The organism is Roseovarius sp. D0-M9 (assembly GCF_037083805.1).
Lineage (GTDB): Bacteria > Pseudomonadota > Alphaproteobacteria > Rhodobacterales > Rhodobacteraceae > Roseovarius.
The window spans coordinates 285991-303875 of record NZ_JBAPKZ010000001.1 but is presented as its reverse complement, the minus strand read 5'-3'; the positions used below and the strand labels follow the sequence as shown (position 1 = coordinate 303875).

Below are 17885 nucleotides of genomic sequence, written 5' to 3'. Positions count from 1 at the left end.
GCTGACCGCTCACTCTGCGGCCACGGGGCGCGCGGTCGTGCCGCGCTTATGCTTGATACGGTCTTCGATCTCGTCCCGGAAGTTGCGGATGAGACCCTGAATGGGCCAGGCCGCCGCATCGCCGAGCGCGCAGATCGTATGTCCCTCGACCTGTTTGGTCACGTCGAGCAGCATGTCGATCTCCTCGGGTTCGGCATCGCCGGTGACAAGGCGATCCATCACGCGCATCATCCAGCCCGTGCCCTCGCGGCAGGGGGTGCACTGGCCGCAGCTTTCATGCTTGTAGAATTTCGATAGCCGCCAGATCGCCTTGATGATGTCGGTGCTCTGGTCCATCACGATCACCGCCGCCGTGCCCAGACCCGAGCGCAGATCCTTTTGCAGGTAATCGTAATCCATGATTGCATCGCGCATGTTCTCGCCGCGCACGCAAGGCACGGACGAGCCGCCGGGTATCACCGCCTTGAGGTTGTCCCAGCCGCCCCGGATCCCGCCACAGTGCTTTTCGATCAGTTCCTCGAAAGAGATCGACATGGATTCCTCAACCACGCAGGGATTGTTCACATGACCCGAAATCGCAAAGATCTTGGTGCCCGCGTTGTTTGGGCGGCCAAAGCCCGCAAACCATTCCGCCCCGCGCCGCAAGATCGTCGGCACGACCGCGATGCTTTCGACGTTGTTCACGGTGGTCGGGCAGCCATAAAGGCCCGCGCCCGCCGGGAAAGGCGGCTTCATGCGCGGCATGCCCTTCTTGCCCTCGAGCGATTCCAGCAGCGCCGTCTCTTCGCCGCAGATATAGGCGCCTGCGCCGTGGACCAGATAGATGTCAAAATCATAGCCCGACTTGCAGGCATTGCGCCCCACCAGGCCCGCATCATAAGCCTCGTCGATGGCGATCTGAAGCGCCTCCTTCTCGCGGATGTATTCGCCGCGAATGTAGATGTAGCACGCGTGGGCCTGCATCGCGTAGCTGGCGATCAGACAGCCCTCGATCAGGGTGTGCGGATCATGGCGCATGATCTCGCGGTCCTTGCAGGTGCCCGGCTCGGACTCGTCCGCGTTGACGACGAGATAGGCGGGGCGCCCATCGCTTTCCTTGGGCATGAACGACCACTTGAGCCCGGTCGGGAAGCCCGCACCGCCGCGACCGCGCAGCCCGGAGGCCTTCATCTGGTCGACGATCCAGTCACGGCCGTTTTGCAGGATCTTGGCCGTGCCATCCCAATGGCCGCGCGCCTGCGCGCCCTTGAGCGTGCGATCATGCATCCCGTAAAGGTTGGTAAAGATACGGTCCTGGTCTTTCAGCATTGCGCCGTTACCCCTGATTTTTCTGACGCGCACGCCAGATATTGTAGATCATCCAGACGGCCCAGAGGAATCCCCCGAGAGCCATCAGATCGAACAGTGCCAACTCGCGCTGGCTCAGTCCAAAACTAGTGCCGATCATGGTTGCAGCCACCCACAGGATGGCCGTCGCCGCGATCACCATGGCAGCGCGTCGGCCCGATCGGGCCTGGTCCTTGCCAGTATCACTCATATGCGCCGCGCATCAGGAAAAATCACCCTTGGAGGCGCGTGACGAAAACTCGGTCTCTTGCCCGTTGGCCAGCTGAGCCGCCTGCCCCGTCCAGTCATCGCGGGTGGCACGGCCCTTGAACCCTTGCAGGTTCTCATCAACCCAAGCCACCTCGGCACTCGTCCAGTTCGCGATCTGGTCGTAATGATAAAAGCCCATGCCGTTAAGCAGCTTTTCCAGCTTGGGACCGATACCCTTGATCATCTTGAGATCGTCCGGCTTGCCGCCGCGCGGCGCGGCCAGCACACCGGGCTTGTCGCCGTTGGGCTTACCGTCATTCGCAGGCGCCTCTGCGGGCCCCTCGGGGTCGGCGTTGTCCGAAACCGCTTTTGCTGCCGGTGCCATCTGCTCTCTAGATGGCTCGGGCTTCTCTTTCGGCTCGGCTGGCTCTGATGCCTTAGCGGGCTGCGCAGCAGGCGCGGCCTTGGGCTCTGCAGGCTCGGGCCTTGCCGCGCTGGCGGGCGCCGGATGAGCCTGCGGGGCTGGGGACGGTTTGGCCTCTGGGCGCGCATCGGCTGCCAGACTGGAGGGTTTATGCGGCTTTTTTGGCGTCTTTTCGGTGCAGATCACCTGAGGCAGAACAAACCCTGCGACAAGGAACACCAGCACGCCAACCAGCAGAGCCCACAAGAAGGCCCAGCCCGCGCCAGCAATCAGGATGATGGCCAAGAGAAGGCCCGCGCCAACGGCGATGTACCAACATGTGCTGGCGCATTTCTTGGCAGAATGATCGGTCGTCATCGTTATGTCCTCCTCGAGGCTTGGCGCGCACGGCTAGGATCAGTCGTAAGCATCGCCCTTTTGGGCCCCTTTGGCAAAGGCCCTCTCAGTCACCGGACGCAAGCCTCCTGGCCTGCCCGGCCCAGTCATCACGAGTGGCACGGCCCTTGAAGCCCTCCAGATTCTCATCGACCCAAGCGGTTTCTTCCGGCGTCCATGAGGCGATCTGATCGAAGTGATAGAACCCAAGACGATTGAGCAGCGCCTCGAGCTTTGGGCCGACGCCCTTGATCCGCTTGAGATCGTCCGCCCCTTCTTTGCGCGCAGCTTTGAGCACTTTGGGCTTCTTGCCGGACACCGCGTCATCAGGCGCGCCTGCGGTCTCGCCCACGACCTGCGGTGCGTCGGGTGTCGCCTTGGAGGTCTTGGCCGTCTTCTGGGTCTTTGGCGAAGGCTCGCTCTTGGGCGCGCTGGCCACGGTGCCCTCGTCCGGCTTGCCCTTGGAGGAGGCGGCATCGCCCTTGGCGGCCTTCTCGGTGTCGATCCGGCCGGTTTCCTTGACGATATCAAGGGGCGCGTCCAACACCTTGACGTTCGGCTTGGCGGGCTGGTGCATTGCGCCCCTGTCACGCCAGGGCGCGAGCAAAGGCACCTCGGTGCCGTCGATCCGCTTGATCGTCTCGCCCAGATCGGTGGCCAGCTGCACCGAGGCGTTATGGGCCTTTTGCCCGCTGTCGAAGTCCTTGAGGCTGGTCAGTCCGGACGCGGGTTCGGAGGCAAATCGGCCCTGCTGCGGACCCGGCGTGGGCACTTTGCCAGATGCCAGCTCGTCAATGATCTCGCCCAGCCGCTCGGCGGTCAGATCCTCGTAGTAATCCTTGCCGATTTGGGCCATCGGCGCATTCGCGCAGGCGCCAAGGCACTCGACCTCTTCCCAGCTGAACTTGCCATCTTGGCTCAGAGTATGCGGCTTGTCCGCGATCTTCTCACGGCAGACGGCGACCAGATCCTCAGCCCCGCAGATCATGCAGGACGTGGTGCCACAGACCTGAATATTTGCAACGCTGCCAACAGGATGCAGCTGGAACATGAAGTAAAATGACGCGACCTCGACCGCCCGCATGTAGGCCATGCCCAACATGTCGGCGATGCCCTCGATCGCGGGACGGGTCAGCCAGCCCTCCTGCTCCTGCGCGCGCCAAAGCAGCGGGATGATCGCGCTGGCCTGACGGCCTTCGGGATACTTGGTAATCTGCGCCTCGGCCCACGCCTGATTGGCAGGGGTGAAGGCAAAGCTTGCGGGCTGTTCATGGTGGAGGCGACGAAGCATCTAGGCGCTCTCTTTCGTGCGTATCATGTCAGTGGCCCGCGCGGCGGCGCGGGAGGCAAATGCGGCGGCGCTCATCTGTCGATCTCGCCAAAGACGACATCCATCGTGCCGATGATCGCAGCCACATCGGCCAGTTGATGCCCGCTCGCGATGTAGTCCATCGCCTGCAAGTGCAGGTAGCCGGGGGCGCGCAGCTTGATGCGGTAGGGCTTGTTCGACCCGTCGCTGACCATATAGACGCCGAACTCGCCCTTGGGCGCCTCGACGGCGGCATAAACCTCGCCCTCGGGGACGTGAAAGCCCTCGGTATAGAGTTTGAAGTGATGGATCAGCGCTTCCATCGACGTCTTCATGTCATTGCGCTTGGGCGGGGTCATCTTGCCACGGGCAAGGATATCGCCCTTGCCCTCGGGGGCGCGCAGCTTCTCGATGGCCTGATGGATGATGTGGACCGACTGGCGCATCTCCTCCATGCGGCAGAGATAGCGATCATAGCAGTCGCCATTCTTGCCCACGGGAATCTGGAATTCGAATTCGTCATAGCATTCATAGGGTTGCGCCCGGCGCAAATCCCACGCCATGCCGCTGCCGCGCACCATCACACCTGAAAAGCCCCAATCAAGCGCATCCTGCTCGCTGACGACGCCGATATCGGCGTTACGCTGCTTGAAAATCCGGTTCTCGGTCAAAAGGCCGTCGATATCGTCCATCACATTGGGGAAATGCTTGGCCCATGTCTCGATATCGTCGATCAGATCGTTCGGCAGGTCCTGATGCACGCCGCCGGGCCGGAAATAGGCCGCATGCAAACGCGCGCCGCAGGCCCGCTCGTAAAAGATCATCAGCTTTTCGCGCTCTTCAAAGCCCCAGAGCGGCGGCGTCAGCGCACCCACGTCCATCGCCTGCGTCGTCACGTTCAGCAGATGGCTGAGGATGCGGCCGATCTCGGAATAAAGCACGCGGATCAGGCTGGCGCGGCGCGGCACCTCGATGCCGCAAAGACGCTCGATCGCGAGGCACCAGGCATGTTCCTGATTCATCGGCGCCACGTAATCCAGCCTGTCGAGATATGGTAGGTTCTGCAGATACGTGCGGCTTTCCATCAGCTTCTCGGTGCCGCGATGCAGCAGGCCGATATGCGGGTCGCACCGCTCGACGATCTCGCCGTCCAGCTCTAGCACAAGGCGCAAAACACCGTGTGCAGCAGGGTGTTGCGGGCCGAAGTTGATGTTGAAGTTGCGGATCTGCTGCTCGCCCGATTCAAAATCGCGCGATCCGTCATCATACGTGTTGGTGCGGATATCGCCGTCCATCACTTCGCCCCCTCTTTCTTCCCATCGGTCTTCTCATCGCCGGGCAGGACGTATTCAGCCCCCTCCCACGGCGACATGAAGTCGAACTGGCGGTATTCCTGCACGAGGCTCACAGGCTCATAGACGACGCGCTTCTGATTTTCGTCATAGCGCACCTCGGTATAGCCCGTGGTCGGGAAATCCTTGCGCAGCGGATGGCCGCGAAACCCGTAGTCGGTGAGGATGCGGCGCAGGTCGGGGTGGCCCGAGAAAAGGATGCCGAACATGTCGAACACCTCGCGCTCGAACCAGTTGGCCGACGGGTGGATGTCAGTTATCGAGGGCACCATATCCTCCATCCGGGTGGCGACACGCAGGCGGATACGATGGTTTTGATACATGCTGAGGAAATGATAGACCACGTCGAACCGTTTGGCCCGCTCAGGATAGTCCACCGCAGTGATATCCACCAGCGACGAGAAGCGGCACGTGCTGTCGGTTTTCAGAAATTCGACCAGCCCCTTGATGCTGCTGAGGGCCACATCGACCGTCAGCTCGCCGCGATCCACACTCCAGCCCAGCACGCAATCGGCGCGCTTCGTCTCGATATGGCTGCCCAGTTCCTTGAGCGCTTCGGTCATGTCATTCCCCTTGACGTCATGCGCCCGCCTCAGCGGACGATCGTTCCGGTGCGGCGGATCTTGCGTTGCAGTTGCAGGATGCCATAGAGCAGCGCCTCGGCTGTCGGCGGGCACCCCGGCACATAGATGTCCACGGGCACGATGCGATCGCAGCCGCGCACCACCGAATAACTGTAGTGATAATAGCCGCCGCCATTGGCACAGCTGCCCATCGAGATCACATAACGCGGCTCGGGCATCTGGTCATAGACCTTGCGCAGGGCGGGCGCCATCTTGTTGGTCAGCGTGCCGGCAACGATCATCACGTCCGACTGGCGCGGGCTGGCGCGCGGCGCGACACCAAACCGCTCGGCGTCGTAGCGCGGCATCGACGTATGCATCATCTCGACGGCACAGCACGCAAGGCCGAAGGTCATCCAGTGCAGGCTGCCGGTGCGCGCCCAGTTGATGATGTCCTCGGATGCGGTCAAGAGAAAGCCCTTGTCCTGCAACTCGCGGTTCAGGTCCTGTGTGGCGACCTCGCGGTCGGCACCAGCGTGGTTGGGCGAGGTGGCTACTCCCATTCGAGGGCTCCCTTTTTCCATTCGTAGGCAAAGCCGATGGTCAGAACGCCCAGAAACACCATCATCGACCAGAAGGCCGCCATGCTGATGTCCTGAAACGCCACGGCCCATGGGAACAGCATCGCGATTTCCAGATCGAAGATGATGAAGAGGATCGACACGAGGTAGAACCGCACGTCGAACTTCATCCGCGCATCGTCGAAGGCGTTGAAGCCACATTCATACGCGCTGACCTTTTCAGGGTCGGGATTGCGCCCCGCCAGAACCAGCGAGGCCACGATCAGGATGACACCAAGGCCGATAGCAACGGCCAGAAAGACCAGTATGGGAAGGTATTCCCTCAACATCTCTTCCAAAGGAGGCTCCTTTTCTGCAAGACCGCAGCGCATGCGGGTGCCCATGAGGGCGTGACAGGCTTTGGCACGGTTTACTCCCGCCCCCGATGGGGGTCAACGGGTCGCGGCCATATTAGGGCGCATCGCCGCAGGTGCAGGCAGCGCAAGCGACGGATCCGGGCGACGCCAAAGAAACCAACAGGCGGCAAATGCAGGAATACTACTCATAGAACTCCTGTTCGTACATGCGGCTGCTGGTCTCGCCCGGCAGAGCGTCCAGGTAGCTCTGCCGCTCGGTGATGCGCTCGAACCAGGCCGAGAGCTCGGGAAAGCCGTCCGTGCGCAGGAAATGCCGCGCCATGTAGACCGCCTGCCCCACGCAGATATCAGCCGCCGAATATCCGCCCGTCAGCAGATAGTCGCGATTCTCAACCGGCGTGCTCAGCCGCGCCTCGATCGCCTCATAGCAGTGGCGCAGCCGCGCCAGCTCCGCGCTCTTGGTCGCATCGCTGCCCTCCTCGCCCAGCACGACGTGCTGCAAGGTCAAGGCACCGACATGCTGGCTGACCGTCTCGGCGAAATGCACCCAGACCAGCCAGGCCATCCGGTCCATCGCACCAGGGGCGCGGCCCATCCCGCGTTCGGGAAAGCGCTCGCAGAGGTATTCCACGATCGCGCCGCTCTCGAACATGCGCTCGCCCTCGATTTCCAGCGCGGGCACGCGCCCCGCAGGCGAGCGGGTCAGAAACTCCTCGGTGCCAAGCGAGCCGTCATACGGCATCTCGACCAGTTGGAACGGCTCACCGAGTTCGTTCAGCAGCCAGAGCACCCGCATGGAGCGGCTCTGCGGCACATGATAAAGCGTGATCATAGGATCCTCTTTTCCCTTCTGTCTTGCGCCTGCCCAGCGGCGCGCAATGCGCCTATGAAAACGCCAGAAGCGCCGGCACACCGCGCCAGTCGCGGACAGGCTCAGCACATCTAACCCCGAAACGCCCTGCCGGGATGCACCCGAATGTGTTTTTTCTTGGCGAAACCCCCAAATCCGCCCGATGCCGCGCCGCTTCATGGCCAAGTGGCGCGCATTACAATCGTTATGCTCTGAGCGCATGACAGCCATGCGCAGACAAGCATCGCAGCTTGACCCATGTCAAAACCGCCCCTTCAAGCTTGCGCTAGACCCCTGCCGAGCTTGCAAGGAGAAGAGCCATGACCACCCGCAAAACACTGACCGCAGCCGCCTTCGTGGCTGCACTCGCAGCCCCCGCCGCGCCCGCCCTCGCCCAGAGCAAGGGCGACATGACGGTCGGTATCGGTGTCCACAACGTCAATCCCCAAGGCGGCGCCTCGACCACCGCGGCAGGCCAGATCAGCGTTGGCGACAACACCCGCCCGACCCTGACCTTCGAATACTTCATCGCCGACAAGGTCGGGATCGAGGTGCTCGCGGCATGGCCCTTCGAACATGACATCAGCCTCGCGGGCGCCGGCAAGATCGGCAAGACCAAGCACCTGCCCCCCGTGCTGTCGATCCAGTACCACTTCGTGAATCAAAGCAATGTCACGCCCTTCGTCGGTCTGGGCATCAACTACACCACCTTTTTCGACGATGTCGGCACTGGCGCGCTGGCCGGCGCGCAGCTCGATCTTGAGGATAGCTGGGGCCTTGCCGCACATGCGGGCGTCGATTTCAAGGTGTCCGAGCGCGGCTCGCTGCGCCTTGACATGCGCTACATCGATATCGGCACCGACGTGAAGGTGAATGGCGCCAAGATCGGCAAGGTGGATATCGACCCCTTGGTCATCGGCGCGGCCTACGTCCATCGCTTCTGAGCCTTCCGGGGCCAGATCGACCACGCGCCACATTCGCGGCTCAGCCGGGCGCATCCACATGCGCCACCTCGCCAAAGCGGTCGATGTAATATGTTCGACCTGCGCGCCCCTCGGGTGCGCAGGTCACCACCAGCCACAATGCCTCTGACGTGGCGAGGCGCGCGGTGCAATCCGTCTCGGCCGCGCCCGGCCCGGCCTGCTCGACATAAAGCGCGGCGATGCGGGTGATGACTTCGGTCTCGTCCGAGCGCAGCGCCGCCTTGCGCCCCATCGACAGCCCGATGACCGCCGTCGCAGCGACAAGGCCGATCAGAGGCAGGAAAAACATCCAGCGCTGCACCTTGCCTCCTTCCGCATCTTGCCGGGCCGCCGGGAACTGCCGAGGTGCAAGGAACCGCGCGGCACTGCACATCGTTCCCCTTGCGAATTGAACGACATGCAAGAGGAGACCCGCATGAGCGACCACGACCTGAAAGACACTTTCTGGGACCGTATCGAAAACGTCAATGTCGGCATGCTGTCCGCAACGGGGACCGATCCGCGCCCCATGGCACATCATGTGCGCCGCGATGACGGTGCCCTGTGGTTTCTGACTGCCAGCCACACCGACATTGGCGAGGATGCCGCAGCCGGCAAGGATGCGCGCTATCAGATCGCATCGGGCGACGCCAAGATCTACGCAGTGATTGATGGCGCCCTCTCGATTGAGACCAACCGCGAAAAGCTGGATGAAATCTGGTCTCCCCTCGATGCGGCCTGGTTCGAAGAGGGCAAGGACGACCCCGAGGTCCGCCTCGTCCGCTTCACGCCGAAATCGGCGGAAATCTGGGCGCATGACAGCACGGCCAAGGCGTTCTACGAGATGGCGACATCGGCCATGAGCGATGACAAGGCCAAACCCGGCTCTCATGGCAAGATCCGATTCTGATGGGCCGCATGGCACATGTTCTGGGGGCCGCCGGTTTGGCGGCCTCCTTCGCGTCGCAGGCCATCGCCGAGGAAGTGGGAAATATCGGCGTCGACTGGGCTGGAAATGACATCGTGATCGAGGCGATCGCCGATCCAGATGTCAGTGGCGTCACCTGCCATCTGGCCTATTTCCAGCGCGGCCTGATCGACCGGTTGGCCAATGGCAACTGGTTCGAGGATCCGTCGAACAGCGCGATCGAATGCCAGCAGACCGGCCCGATCACGCTGGGTCAGATCGACCGCAGCCACAGCGGCGAGGATGTCTTTCGTGCCAGCCGCTCGATCATCTTCAAGTCCCTGCGCGTCAAGCGCATCTATGACGAGGCGAACCGCACATTGATCTATGTCGCGCACGCGCGCGAGTTGACCCAAGGATCGGCCAAGGTCTCGATCTCGACCGTGCCGATTGGCCCGGCGACGGGCCGCGCGGCGGATTAGCCTGTCCGTTCACCGATGGACTGCCAGACGGCGCCGACTTCGGCGCAGATGATGCGGGCGATCAGCACGCAATCCTCCAGACTAAAGGTCAATGGCAAGCGCATGTCCAGGATCGCGCGCAGCACCCGGTCGCTGGCGGGCATCCGGGCGCTCGGGGCATAATGCCAGCTGTCATAGCGGCTGGTGAATCCCTCGGGCTCGGCCCCGCCGAACCATTTGAGCTGCACGCCCCGCGCGGCGCAGCGCGCGATCACCTCGCCCACGGCCGCGTCAGGCCAATCGGGCAAGAGGAACTGGATGGAGGAGCCGACGAACGTCTCCTCCTCGGGCCGGTCGATGATGCCAAGGCCCGGCGTGCCGCGCAAACCCTCTTCGACCACGCGGTAGCGCGCCGTCCATGCCGCGCATTGCGCGCCCAGCTTGCGCAGCTGTGGGCGCAGGATCGCCGCGCGCAGGTTGTCCATCCGGCCGGATATGTTCGGCGTCAGGTATTTGGCCCGCGCAAAGGCTGCCTCGGGCGGGCGCGTGCCATGACGCGCATAGAGCATGTAAGAGCCTGACAGCAGGATCGCGCGGGCCGCCACGTCGTCGTCGTCGGTGATGAGCAATCCGCCCTCGCCCGCGTTCATATGCTTGTAGGTCTGCACCGAATAGCATCCGATCAGCCCGTCGCGCCCCGACATGCGGCCGCGCCACGCAGCGCCCATCGTATGCGCGCAATCCTCGATCACCGTGACGCCCGCGTCGCCGCAGATCTGCATGAGCCGGTCCATGTCCGCCAGATGCCCGCGCATATGGCTCAGCATCAGGACACGCGCCTCGCCGGCCTTCGCGGCAAGGTCATCGAGGTCGATGGTCAGCGCTTCGGTCACGCCGACGAACACCGGCACCGCACCAACGCCCGCGATGGCCCCCGGCACGGGGGCGAGCGTAAAGGCATTGGTCAGCACCTTGTCGCCCGGCTGCACCCCGACAGCACGCAGCGCCGCGCCCATCGCATAGCCGCCCGAGGCAACCGCCAGCGCATATCTTGCGCCCGTATAGGCCGCAAACTCACGCTCGAGCGCAGCGACCTCGCCATCGTCGGTGTTATAGCGATGCAGCCGCCCCGAGCGCATGACCGCGACGGCGGCCTCGATCGCCTCCTCCGGAATCGGCTCCTGCTGGGTAAAGCTGCCGGTAAAGACCTCGCCTGCCATGCTCATACCAAGAGCCGCGCGGCAATGGCGGGCAAATCCGCAAAATCATCCAAGAGCGCATCGGGCGAGAGGGCCCGCATATCCGCGCCGTTCGGCCCGAAGGTCACCAGAACCGAGGGCACGCCCGCTGCGCGCGCCGTATCATGGTCGGTGATGGTATCGCCCACCATCAGCGCACGGGCCGGATCGCCGCCCGCCCGCCGCGCGGCTTCGCGCAGCGGCTCGGGGTCAGGCTTGCGCACATGCAGTGTATCGGCGCCGATCAGCGCACCGAAAAGATCCAGCACACCCATCCGGGCCAGCAATTGGCGCGCAAGATACTCGGGCTTGTTGGTGCAGACCGCCACCTTGAAATCCGCCGCGACCAGCGCGGCAACGGCATCGAGCGCACCGGGATAGAACACGGTATGCGTGTTGATCTCGGCCTCATAGGCATCCAGAAGAATTGGATAATAGCGATCAAGCAGTGCTGCATCCGCGCTTTGCCCCATCCGCTCGAGGCCCAAGGTCAGCATTGCACGCCCGCCCTTCAGGGCCGTTCCTGCATCCGCCACGCCCAATTGGTCGCCAGCGCCCATATGGCGAAAGCAATGGTTGGCGGCGGCGACCAGATCACCGCTGGTATCGGCCAACGTGCCGTCGAGATCAAAGATGATGCTGCGCACCCGCGCCCCTCCTGATTTTGCCCGTGCAATTTGCCCGCGCCATTCTGCGTCACGTTCCCCGTGACGTCACCGGCAGCGCTTTTCCGCCCGATCCTGTCACAATCGGCAATCTAGTTTGATCTTGCGTCTCTTGCACCTGCGCCTCAGGCAGATAAAACGACCGGGCCCGCGATACAAAGAAAATCTTGGAGAAACGCCTCTATGAGCACTGCCCTGATCGTCCTTGCCGCAGGTAAAGGCACGCGCATGAAGTCTGACCTGCCCAAGGTGCTGCACCCGATCGCGGGCGCGCCGATGCTGGTTCACGCCTTGCGCGCGGGGGCCACGCTCGACCCTGCGCGCATTGCGGTCGTCACCGGCCACGGCGCCGAATCCGTCGAGGCCGCCGCGCTCGAGCATGACGAGGATATCCGCTGCGTCCGTCAGGAGCAGCAGCTGGGCACCGCCCATGCCGTGGCGCAGGCGCGATCCGCACTGGACGGGCATGACGGCGACGCGCTGGTTCTTTACGGCGACACGCCCTTTATCCAGCCCGAAACGCTGGAGCGGATGATCGAGGCGCGCCGCACCCATGACGTGGTCGTCCTGGGCTTTGAGGCCGCCGATCCGGGACGCTACGGACGCCTCGTCATGCAGGGCGAGACATTGGAGCGAATCGTCGAATTCAAGGATGCATCAGATCAAGAGAAGGCCGTAACTTTCTGTAATTCCGGCGTTATCGCGGCAGATAGCCAGACCCTCTTTCAGCTGATCGACGCGGTCGGCAACGACAACGCCTCCGGCGAATATTACCTGACCGACATCATCGCCATTGCCCGCAACCGAGGGCTTGGCGCGACGGCCATCGCCTGCGATGAGGCCGAGACGCTGGGCGTCAATTCCCGCGCCGAACTGGCCTCTGCCGAGGCGCTGTTCCAGTCTCGCGCGCGCCAGAACGCCTTTGACGACGGTGTCATGATGCAGGCGCCGGCGACGGTCCATTTCGCCTTCGACACTGTCATCGGACCAGACACACAGATCGAGCCGAACGTGGTCTTTGGCCCCGGCGTCACGGTCGAGAACGGGGCGCATATCCGCGCCTTCAGTCACCTTGAGGGATGCCACGTCGCGCGCGGCGCTGTTGTCGGCCCCTACGCCCGCCTGCGCCCCGGCGCAGAACTGGCCGAGGATGTGCGCGTCGGCAATTTCGTCGAGATCAAGAACGCGGTGCTGGAGCAAGGCGCCAAGGTCAATCACCTCACCTATATCGGCGACGCCGATCTTGGCGAGGGCTGCAACATCGGCGCAGGCACGGTGACCTGCAATTATGACGGCGTGATGAAGCATCGCACGGCCATCGGGGCGGGCGCCTTTATCGGGTCGGGCACAATGCTGGTCGCGCCAGTAACTGTCGGCGGCGGCGCGCTGATCGGCTCGGGCTCGGTCATAACGCGCGATGTTCCGGATGGCGCACTCGCCATCAGCCGCGCCCACCAAGAGATCAAGCCGGGCTTTGCCCAGAAGTTCTTCGACGCGTTGAGGAAGAAAAAAGATATGCGAAACAAGGGGTCTTCATAATGTGTGGCATCGTCGGAATACTGGGCAAGCACGAGGTTTCCCCCACGCTGGTCGAGGCCCTCAAGCGGCTGGAATATCGCGGCTATGACAGCGCCGGAATCGCCACCGTCAACGAGGGCACGTTGGACCGCCGCCGCGCGGTCGGCAAGCTGGTCAACCTCAGCGACCTTCTGGTGCACGAGCCGCTGGCAGGTAAGTCGGGCGTCGGGCACACCCGCTGGGCCACGCATGGCGCGCCGACGCTGACCAACACGCACCCGCATCGCGCCGGCCGCGTCGCCGTCGTGCATAATGGCATCATCGAGAATTACCGCGACCTGCGCGCCGATCTGTCCAAGGCGGGCATATCGCACCAGACCGAGACCGATACCGAAACGGTTGCCCTGCTGGCCCAGCACCACCTCGATCAGGGCGCATCGCCCGAAGAGGCCGCGCGCTGCACCCTCGCCCGGCTGGAAGGCGCCTATGCCCTGGCTTTTCTCTTTGACGGCGAGAGCGACCTGATGATCGCCGCGCGCAAGGGCAGCCCACTGGCCATCGGCCATGGCGATGGCGAGGTCTATATCGGCTCGGATGCGATCGCGCTGGCGCCGATGACCGACCGCATCACCTATCTCGAAGAGGGCGATTGCGCGATCCTCACCCGCAGTTCGATCAAGATCACTGACGCGGCAGGGCAGCCGGTGGAACGCGAGGCGCGCACGATCCGCATCGACGCCACGCGGATCGACAAGGCCGGGCACAAGCATTTCATGTCCAAGGAAATCGCCGAGCAGCCGACAGTGATCAGCGATGCGCTTGCCGCCTATATCTCATCCGATGCCGGAAACATTCGCTTGCCGGGAGAAGGCATTGATTTTGCAAATATAGACCGGATCGTCATGGCCTCTTGTGGGACTGCGTATTATGCCTGCCTCACGGCGAAATACTGGTTTGAGCAGTTGGCCGGTATGCCGGTCGAGGTCGATTTCGCCTCCGAATTCCGCTATCGCACGCCGCCCGTGACCGAGGGCACGGCGGCGCTCTTTGTCAGTCAGTCCGGCGAGACGGCTGACACATTGGCGGCCCTGCGCTATTGCGCGGGCAAGGCCAGCACGATCCTCGCGGTCACAAACGTTCCGGAAAGCTCGATCGCGCGGGAAAGCGATCTGAACATGTCCATTCACGCCGGCGTCGAGATCGGTGTCGCCTCGACCAAGGCGTTCACCTGCCAGTTGACGGTCCTGCTGCTTCTTGCCCTCAAGGCCGCCCATGCACGCGGTCGCCTCAGCGACGACGCCCTCAAGGCCAAGCTTGCGGCGCTGCGCGGTCTGCCCGCCGCACTCAATCAGGCGATGAGCATCGAACCCGAGGTGCGAGGCGTGGCGCAGCGGCTGGCCAAATCGCGCGATGCGCTTTTCCTTGGGCGGGGGCTGATGTTTCCAATCGCGCTCGAAGGTGCTCTCAAGCTAAAGGAAATCAGCTATATACATGCCGAAGCTTATGCATCAGGTGAGCTGAAGCACGGCCCCATCGCCCTCATTGACGAGAATATGCCCGTGGTCGTCGTCGCCCCGCGTGATGCGCTCTTCGACAAGACCGTGTCGAACATGCAGGAGGTGATGGCACGCGGCGGCAAAGTGATCCTCGTCACCGACGCAGGCGGCGCAGCCGAAGCCTCGGACGGCGTTTGGCAGACAATCGTCCTGCCGGACATTGACGATGTACTCGCGCCGATCCTTTATGCGTTGCCGATGCAGTTTCTGGCCTATCACACCGCCGTCACCAAGGGCACAGATGTCGATCAGCCGCGCAACCTGGCCAAATCCGTCACCGTCGAATAGGAAGCGGCGCGAGGGCGGTCAGGGGAGCGCAAATACCTGCACCTCGGGCAGCCCCGTCAGGGGCGCCTCGATCACGCGCAAGGCGGCCAGCGACATCCGGCTGCCAGACCCGGGCTCGGCGTCCAGCGGGATCAGATCGACCTTTACCGACTTGCCATTGGCCGGATAGACGACGCGTCCCGGCCCCGCCGCCGTCACCAGCGGCGTTTTCAGCCAGAATCCCGGCTCGCCCGGCGCGCCAAGGCTGGCAATCGTCGTGCCCAATGCGCGCCCCCCGGCGGCGGGCGCGGCGGCGGCGGCCTTGTCTTCTGCGCTGCTGGTATCGAATTGCTCGGCCGTCCGGGCGGTTACAGGCGGGGTGAGCGATTCAGATGGGGCGGCAACCACAGGCTCTGGCTCCGGCTCCGGCTTGGCCGCATCCGGGCGCAACCATTCGGGCGCGTTGGCGCAGCCGGTGAGGACACTCAGGGCGACAAGGCAAAGGATGCGTTTCATACCTGCCAGCCTATGCCGCGCCGCCGGTCCGTTCAATACCTACCGCCCCACCCCGGCGCCGCGCCGCGCATCTGCGCGACCAATGCGTTCCGCGCCACATCGCCCTTGCCCCGGCCTGCGCCGACCCTTACCCTTCGGGGCATGAATACACCTCTTGTCGACCCTTTTCAGCGAACCATCGATTACCTGCGCGTCTCCGTGACGGATCGCTGCGATTTTCGCTGTGTCTATTGCATGTCCGAGAACATGACATTCCTGCCCAAGAAAGAGCTTCTGACGCTGGAAGAGCTGGACCGCATGTGCAGCACCTTCATCGGCCTCGGTGTGCAAAAGCTGCGCATCACTGGCGGTGAGCCGCTCGTGCGGCGCGGGATCATGACGTTCTTTGACGCGATGACGCGCCATCTGGACAGCGGCGCGCTGCGCGAATTGACCCTGACCACAAACGGCTCTCAGTTGGAGCGTTTCGCAACAGACCTCTACGCCGCGGGCGTGCGGCGCATCAATATCTCGCTGGACACTGCAGACGAGCAGAAATTCGCGGACATCACCCGCTGGGGCCGCCTGCCGCAGGTTCTGCGCGGGATCGACGCAGCGCAGGCAGCGGGCCTGCGGGTCAAGATCAACGCCGTCGCGCTCAAGGGCTTCAACGAGGACGAGCTCTTCAGCCTGACAGAATGGTGCGCCAGCCGCGACATGGACCTGACGTGGATCGAGGTGATGCCGATGGGCGATATCGGCAACGAGGACCGTCTGGATCAATACTGGCCGCTCAAGGATCTGCGCGCCCGACTTTCAGAGCAGTACACCATCACCGATCTGCCCGAACGGACGGGCGGGCCCGCGCGCTACGTGCGGCTGGAGGAGACGGGGCAAAAGATCGGATTCATCACGCCGCTTACCCATAACTTCTGCGAAAGCTGCAATCGCGTGCGCCTGACCTGCACGGGCCAGCTCTACATGTGCCTCGGACAGGAGGACATGGCCGATCTGCGCCCGGCCCTGCGCAACCATCCAAGCGACGCCACACCGCTTCAGGAGGCGATTCGCGGCGCAATCGCGCGCAAGCCGAAGGGCCATGATTTCGACTACTCTCGCCAGACCGTCGACGGGCAGATGCCCCGCCACATGAGCCACACGGGCGGCTAAGGCGATGGCAGTGGCAGGGGCGCCCGGCCCGGCGACGCCGCTGGTGCGTATCTATGCGCTGGCCGCACGGGCGCTCATGCCGCTGGCGTATCGGCGCAGCGCGCGCAAACTGGCCGCCGAAGGCATGGACACCACCCGCATCGCCGAGCGTATGGGCCATGCGACGGCCCCCCGCCCCGAGGGAAGGTTGATCTGGTTTCATGCAGCGAGCGTCGGCGAAAGCCTGTCTGTCCTGCGCCTGATCGAGGTGCTGGGAACGCAGCATCCTGCGTTTGAATTTCTCATCACCACGGGCACGGCCACCTCGGCGCGCATCATCGCGGGGCGTATGCCGCCGCGCTGCCGCCACCAGTTCGCGCCGCTCGACAGCCCATCCGCCGTGGCGCGCTTCCTAGGCCATTGGCGCCCCGATGCGGGTGTTTTCGTCGAGAGCGAGCTTTGGCCCAATATGCTGCGCGGGGCTGCGGCGCATGGCATCCCGCTCGCGCTCCTGAACGCGCGGATTTCGGATCGCTCGGCGCGCGGCTGGGCGCGGATCGGGCGCACGGCGCGCTACCTATTGGCCCATTTCGCCATGGTGCATTGCCAGGACGCCCGCACGGCCGAGCATTTGCGCGGTTTGGGCTGCGCGCAGGCGGCGGCGGGCGCAAACCTCAAGGCGATGGCAGGGCCTGTGCCCCATGACGCCGATATGCTCGGCGCGCTCTGCGCGCAGCGCGGCGCCCGGCCTTTGTGGGTCATGGCCTCGACCCATGCCGGCGAGGACGAGATCGCCATAGCCGCGCATCAGGCGGTGCTGAAGCGGCATCCGGGCGCGCTGATGATCCTCGTCCCGCGCCATCCCGAACGCGCAGGCGACATCGCGCGCCTGCTGGCGCAGGCAGGCATGACCCATGAAAGGCGCAGCGCGGGCGCGCCTATCGGCACGGCGCCCGTCTATCTGGCCGATACCTTGGGCGAGATGGGGCTATGGTATCGCCTTGCGCCGCTGGTCTGCGTCGGCGGCACCTTCGTGCCGGTGGGCGGGCATAACCCCTTCGAGGTAGCCCATGGCGGCGCGGCGGTGCTGCACGGGCCGCTTTATGCCAATTTCGCCGAGGGCTATGCCAAGATGGATGCCGCAGGCGCAGCGCGACAGGTCGCGGATGCGGGCGCGCTGGGTGCGGCTGTGGCAGAGCTCTTGGGCGCGCCGGACGATCTGGAGGCGATGCGCACGGGCGCCTCGGCCTTCGCCGCCGCGCAGGAGGATAGCCTCGCTGATCTTGCGACAACGCTAGGCGCGGCGCTTGGCCTGCGCTAG

20 protein-coding genes are annotated in these 17885 nt (G+C 63.9%); 7 read left to right on the top strand and 13 right to left on the bottom strand.

The window, feature by feature from the left end:
* Positions 1 to 9: 9 nt before the first annotated feature.
* The 9 genes from nuoF to V8352_RS01485 form a co-directional block, all read right to left on the bottom strand.
* Positions 10 to 1308 carry an NADH-quinone oxidoreductase subunit NuoF gene (gene nuoF / locus V8352_RS01525; protein ID WP_336422478.1) on the bottom strand — a complete coding sequence of 433 codons (1299 nt, stop codon included), beginning with the start codon at positions 1306 to 1308 and terminating at the stop codon, positions 10 to 12.
* A 7-nt stretch (positions 1309 to 1315) separates the two neighbouring features.
* Positions 1316 to 1537, bottom strand: a complete 222-nt coding sequence (locus V8352_RS01520) for a DUF5337 domain-containing protein (protein ID WP_336422477.1) — start codon at positions 1535 to 1537, stop codon at positions 1316 to 1318.
* Positions 1538 to 1549: 12 nt separating this feature from the next.
* Positions 1550 to 2317, bottom strand: coding sequence for an endonuclease (locus V8352_RS01515; protein WP_336422476.1), 768 nt, complete (start codon positions 2315 to 2317; stop codon positions 1550 to 1552).
* Between the two features lie 85 nt (positions 2318 to 2402).
* Positions 2403 to 3626, bottom strand: a complete 1224-nt coding sequence (locus V8352_RS01510; RefSeq protein WP_336422475.1) for an NADH-quinone oxidoreductase subunit E — start codon at positions 3624 to 3626, stop codon at positions 2403 to 2405.
* Positions 3627 to 3697: 71 nt separating this feature from the next.
* Positions 3698 to 4939 (bottom strand): NADH-quinone oxidoreductase subunit D, encoded by a 1242-nt coding sequence (locus V8352_RS01505; RefSeq protein ID WP_336422474.1) that lies wholly within the window; start codon positions 4937 to 4939, stop codon positions 3698 to 3700.
* The gene (locus V8352_RS01500; protein WP_336422473.1) at positions 4939 to 5559 is read right to left on the bottom strand and encodes an NADH-quinone oxidoreductase subunit C; all 621 of its coding nucleotides are present in this window, start codon (positions 5557 to 5559) and stop codon (positions 4939 to 4941) included. Before V8352_RS01500 ends, V8352_RS01505 begins: the two co-directional genes overlap by 1 nt.
* 29 nt (positions 5560 to 5588) lie before the next feature.
* The gene (locus tag V8352_RS01495) at positions 5589 to 6122 is read right to left on the bottom strand and encodes a NuoB/complex I 20 kDa subunit family protein (protein WP_336422472.1); all 534 of its coding nucleotides are present in this window, start codon (positions 6120 to 6122) and stop codon (positions 5589 to 5591) included.
* A complete protein-coding gene (locus V8352_RS01490) occupies positions 6113 to 6478 on the bottom strand; it encodes an NADH-quinone oxidoreductase subunit A (RefSeq protein WP_336422471.1) in 366 nt (121 codons plus the stop codon). The genes V8352_RS01495 and V8352_RS01490 overlap by 10 nt, the downstream gene beginning before the upstream one ends.
* Positions 6479 to 6677: 199 nt before the next feature.
* Positions 6678 to 7328, bottom strand: coding sequence for a glutathione S-transferase family protein (locus V8352_RS01485; protein WP_336422470.1), 651 nt, complete (start codon positions 7326 to 7328; stop codon positions 6678 to 6680).
* A gap of 338 nt (positions 7329 to 7666) precedes the next feature.
* On the opposite strand from V8352_RS01485, the gene V8352_RS01480 reads away from it, so the two are divergent.
* Positions 7667 to 8290 carry an OmpW/AlkL family protein gene (locus V8352_RS01480; protein WP_336422469.1) on the top strand — a complete coding sequence of 208 codons (624 nt, stop codon included), beginning with the start codon at positions 7667 to 7669 and terminating at the stop codon, positions 8288 to 8290.
* A 40-nt stretch (positions 8291 to 8330) separates the two neighbouring features.
* Here the strand turns inward: V8352_RS01480 and V8352_RS01475 are convergent, their stop codons facing one another.
* Positions 8331 to 8630 carry a hypothetical protein gene (locus V8352_RS01475; protein WP_336422468.1) on the bottom strand — a complete coding sequence of 100 codons (300 nt, stop codon included), beginning with the start codon at positions 8628 to 8630 and terminating at the stop codon, positions 8331 to 8333.
* A gap of 114 nt (positions 8631 to 8744) precedes the next feature.
* Here V8352_RS01475 and V8352_RS01470 point away from each other — a divergent pair, with 114 nt between their 5' ends.
* Together V8352_RS01470 and V8352_RS01465 are read left to right on the top strand one after the other, a co-directional pair.
* Positions 8745 to 9218, top strand: a complete 474-nt coding sequence (locus tag V8352_RS01470; RefSeq protein WP_336422467.1) for a pyridoxamine 5'-phosphate oxidase family protein — start codon at positions 8745 to 8747, stop codon at positions 9216 to 9218.
* Positions 9219 to 9226: 8 nt separating this feature from the next.
* Positions 9227 to 9697, top strand: coding sequence for a CreA family protein (locus V8352_RS01465; RefSeq protein ID WP_336422466.1), 471 nt, complete (start codon positions 9227 to 9229; stop codon positions 9695 to 9697).
* Here V8352_RS01465 and V8352_RS01460 read toward each other — a convergent pair.
* Together V8352_RS01460 and V8352_RS01455 are read right to left on the bottom strand one after the other, a co-directional pair.
* Positions 9694 to 10902 carry a DegT/DnrJ/EryC1/StrS family aminotransferase gene (locus V8352_RS01460; protein WP_336422465.1) on the bottom strand — a complete coding sequence of 403 codons (1209 nt, stop codon included), beginning with the start codon at positions 10900 to 10902 and terminating at the stop codon, positions 9694 to 9696. The genes V8352_RS01465 and V8352_RS01460 overlap by 4 nt on opposite strands.
* A complete protein-coding gene (locus V8352_RS01455; RefSeq protein ID WP_336422464.1) occupies positions 10899 to 11561 on the bottom strand; it encodes an HAD-IA family hydrolase in 663 nt (220 codons plus the stop codon). The genes V8352_RS01460 and V8352_RS01455 overlap by 4 nt, the downstream gene beginning before the upstream one ends.
* Positions 11562 to 11762: 201 nt before the next feature.
* On the opposite strand from V8352_RS01455, the gene glmU reads away from it, so the two are divergent.
* Both glmU and glmS read left to right on the top strand, forming a co-directional pair.
* The gene (gene glmU / locus V8352_RS01450) at positions 11763 to 13118 is read left to right on the top strand and encodes a bifunctional UDP-N-acetylglucosamine diphosphorylase/glucosamine-1-phosphate N-acetyltransferase GlmU (protein ID WP_336422463.1); all 1356 of its coding nucleotides are present in this window, start codon (positions 11763 to 11765) and stop codon (positions 13116 to 13118) included.
* On the top strand, positions 13118 to 14941 hold the full coding sequence (gene glmS, locus V8352_RS01445; RefSeq protein WP_336422462.1) for a glutamine--fructose-6-phosphate transaminase (isomerizing): 1824 nt from the start codon (positions 13118 to 13120) through the stop codon (positions 14939 to 14941). The genes glmU and glmS overlap by 1 nt, the downstream gene beginning before the upstream one ends.
* A gap of 18 nt (positions 14942 to 14959) precedes the next feature.
* Here glmS and V8352_RS01440 read toward each other — a convergent pair whose 3' ends face one another.
* Positions 14960 to 15436 carry a hypothetical protein gene (locus V8352_RS01440; protein WP_336422461.1) on the bottom strand — a complete coding sequence of 159 codons (477 nt, stop codon included), beginning with the start codon at positions 15434 to 15436 and terminating at the stop codon, positions 14960 to 14962.
* A 141-nt stretch (positions 15437 to 15577) separates the two neighbouring features.
* Here V8352_RS01440 and moaA point away from each other — a divergent pair, with 141 nt between their 5' ends.
* Together moaA and V8352_RS01430 are read left to right on the top strand one after the other, a co-directional pair.
* Complete coding sequence (gene moaA, locus V8352_RS01435; protein ID WP_336422460.1) at positions 15578 to 16585, top strand: GTP 3',8-cyclase MoaA; 1008 nt, start codon at positions 15578 to 15580, stop codon at positions 16583 to 16585.
* 10 nt (positions 16586 to 16595) lie between these two features.
* A complete protein-coding gene (locus tag V8352_RS01430) occupies positions 16596 to 17885 on the top strand; it encodes a 3-deoxy-D-manno-octulosonic acid transferase (RefSeq protein ID WP_336422459.1) in 1290 nt (429 codons plus the stop codon).

What these genes read in the sequence shown, in the direction of transcription:
- V8352_RS01485 (WP_336422470.1), bottom strand. Translation starts at nt 7,328, where the DNA reads ATGATCACGCTTTATCATGTGCCGCAGAGCCGCTCCATGCGGGTGCTC.
- glmU (WP_336422463.1), top strand. Translation starts at nt 11,763, where the DNA reads ATGAGCACTGCCCTGATCGTCCTTGCCGCAGGTAAAGGCACGCGCATG.
- V8352_RS01505 (WP_336422474.1), bottom strand. Translation starts at nt 4,939, where the DNA reads ATGGACGGCGATATCCGCACCAACACGTATGATGACGGATCGCGCGAT.
- V8352_RS01510 (WP_336422475.1), bottom strand. Translation starts at nt 3,626, where the DNA reads ATGCTTCGTCGCCTCCACCATGAACAGCCCGCAAGCTTTGCCTTCACC.
- glmS (WP_336422462.1), top strand. Translation starts at nt 13,118, where the DNA reads ATGTGTGGCATCGTCGGAATACTGGGCAAGCACGAGGTTTCCCCCACG.
- V8352_RS01480 (WP_336422469.1), top strand. Translation starts at nt 7,667, where the DNA reads ATGACCACCCGCAAAACACTGACCGCAGCCGCCTTCGTGGCTGCACTC.
- V8352_RS01470 (WP_336422467.1), top strand. Translation starts at nt 8,745, where the DNA reads ATGAGCGACCACGACCTGAAAGACACTTTCTGGGACCGTATCGAAAAC.
- V8352_RS01515 (WP_336422476.1), bottom strand. Translation starts at nt 2,317, where the DNA reads ATGACGACCGATCATTCTGCCAAGAAATGCGCCAGCACATGTTGGTAC.
- V8352_RS01440 (WP_336422461.1), bottom strand. Translation starts at nt 15,436, where the DNA reads ATGAAACGCATCCTTTGCCTTGTCGCCCTGAGTGTCCTCACCGGCTGC.
- V8352_RS01465 (WP_336422466.1), top strand. Translation starts at nt 9,227, where the DNA reads ATGGCACATGTTCTGGGGGCCGCCGGTTTGGCGGCCTCCTTCGCGTCG.
- V8352_RS01460 (WP_336422465.1), bottom strand. Translation starts at nt 10,902, where the DNA reads ATGAGCATGGCAGGCGAGGTCTTTACCGGCAGCTTTACCCAGCAGGAG.
- V8352_RS01520 (WP_336422477.1), bottom strand. Translation starts at nt 1,537, where the DNA reads ATGAGTGATACTGGCAAGGACCAGGCCCGATCGGGCCGACGCGCTGCC.
- moaA (WP_336422460.1), top strand. Translation starts at nt 15,578, where the DNA reads ATGAATACACCTCTTGTCGACCCTTTTCAGCGAACCATCGATTACCTG.
- nuoF (WP_336422478.1), bottom strand. Translation starts at nt 1,308, where the DNA reads ATGCTGAAAGACCAGGACCGTATCTTTACCAACCTTTACGGGATGCAT.
- V8352_RS01495 (WP_336422472.1), bottom strand. Translation starts at nt 6,122, where the DNA reads ATGGGAGTAGCCACCTCGCCCAACCACGCTGGTGCCGACCGCGAGGTC.
- V8352_RS01500 (WP_336422473.1), bottom strand. Translation starts at nt 5,559, where the DNA reads ATGACCGAAGCGCTCAAGGAACTGGGCAGCCATATCGAGACGAAGCGC.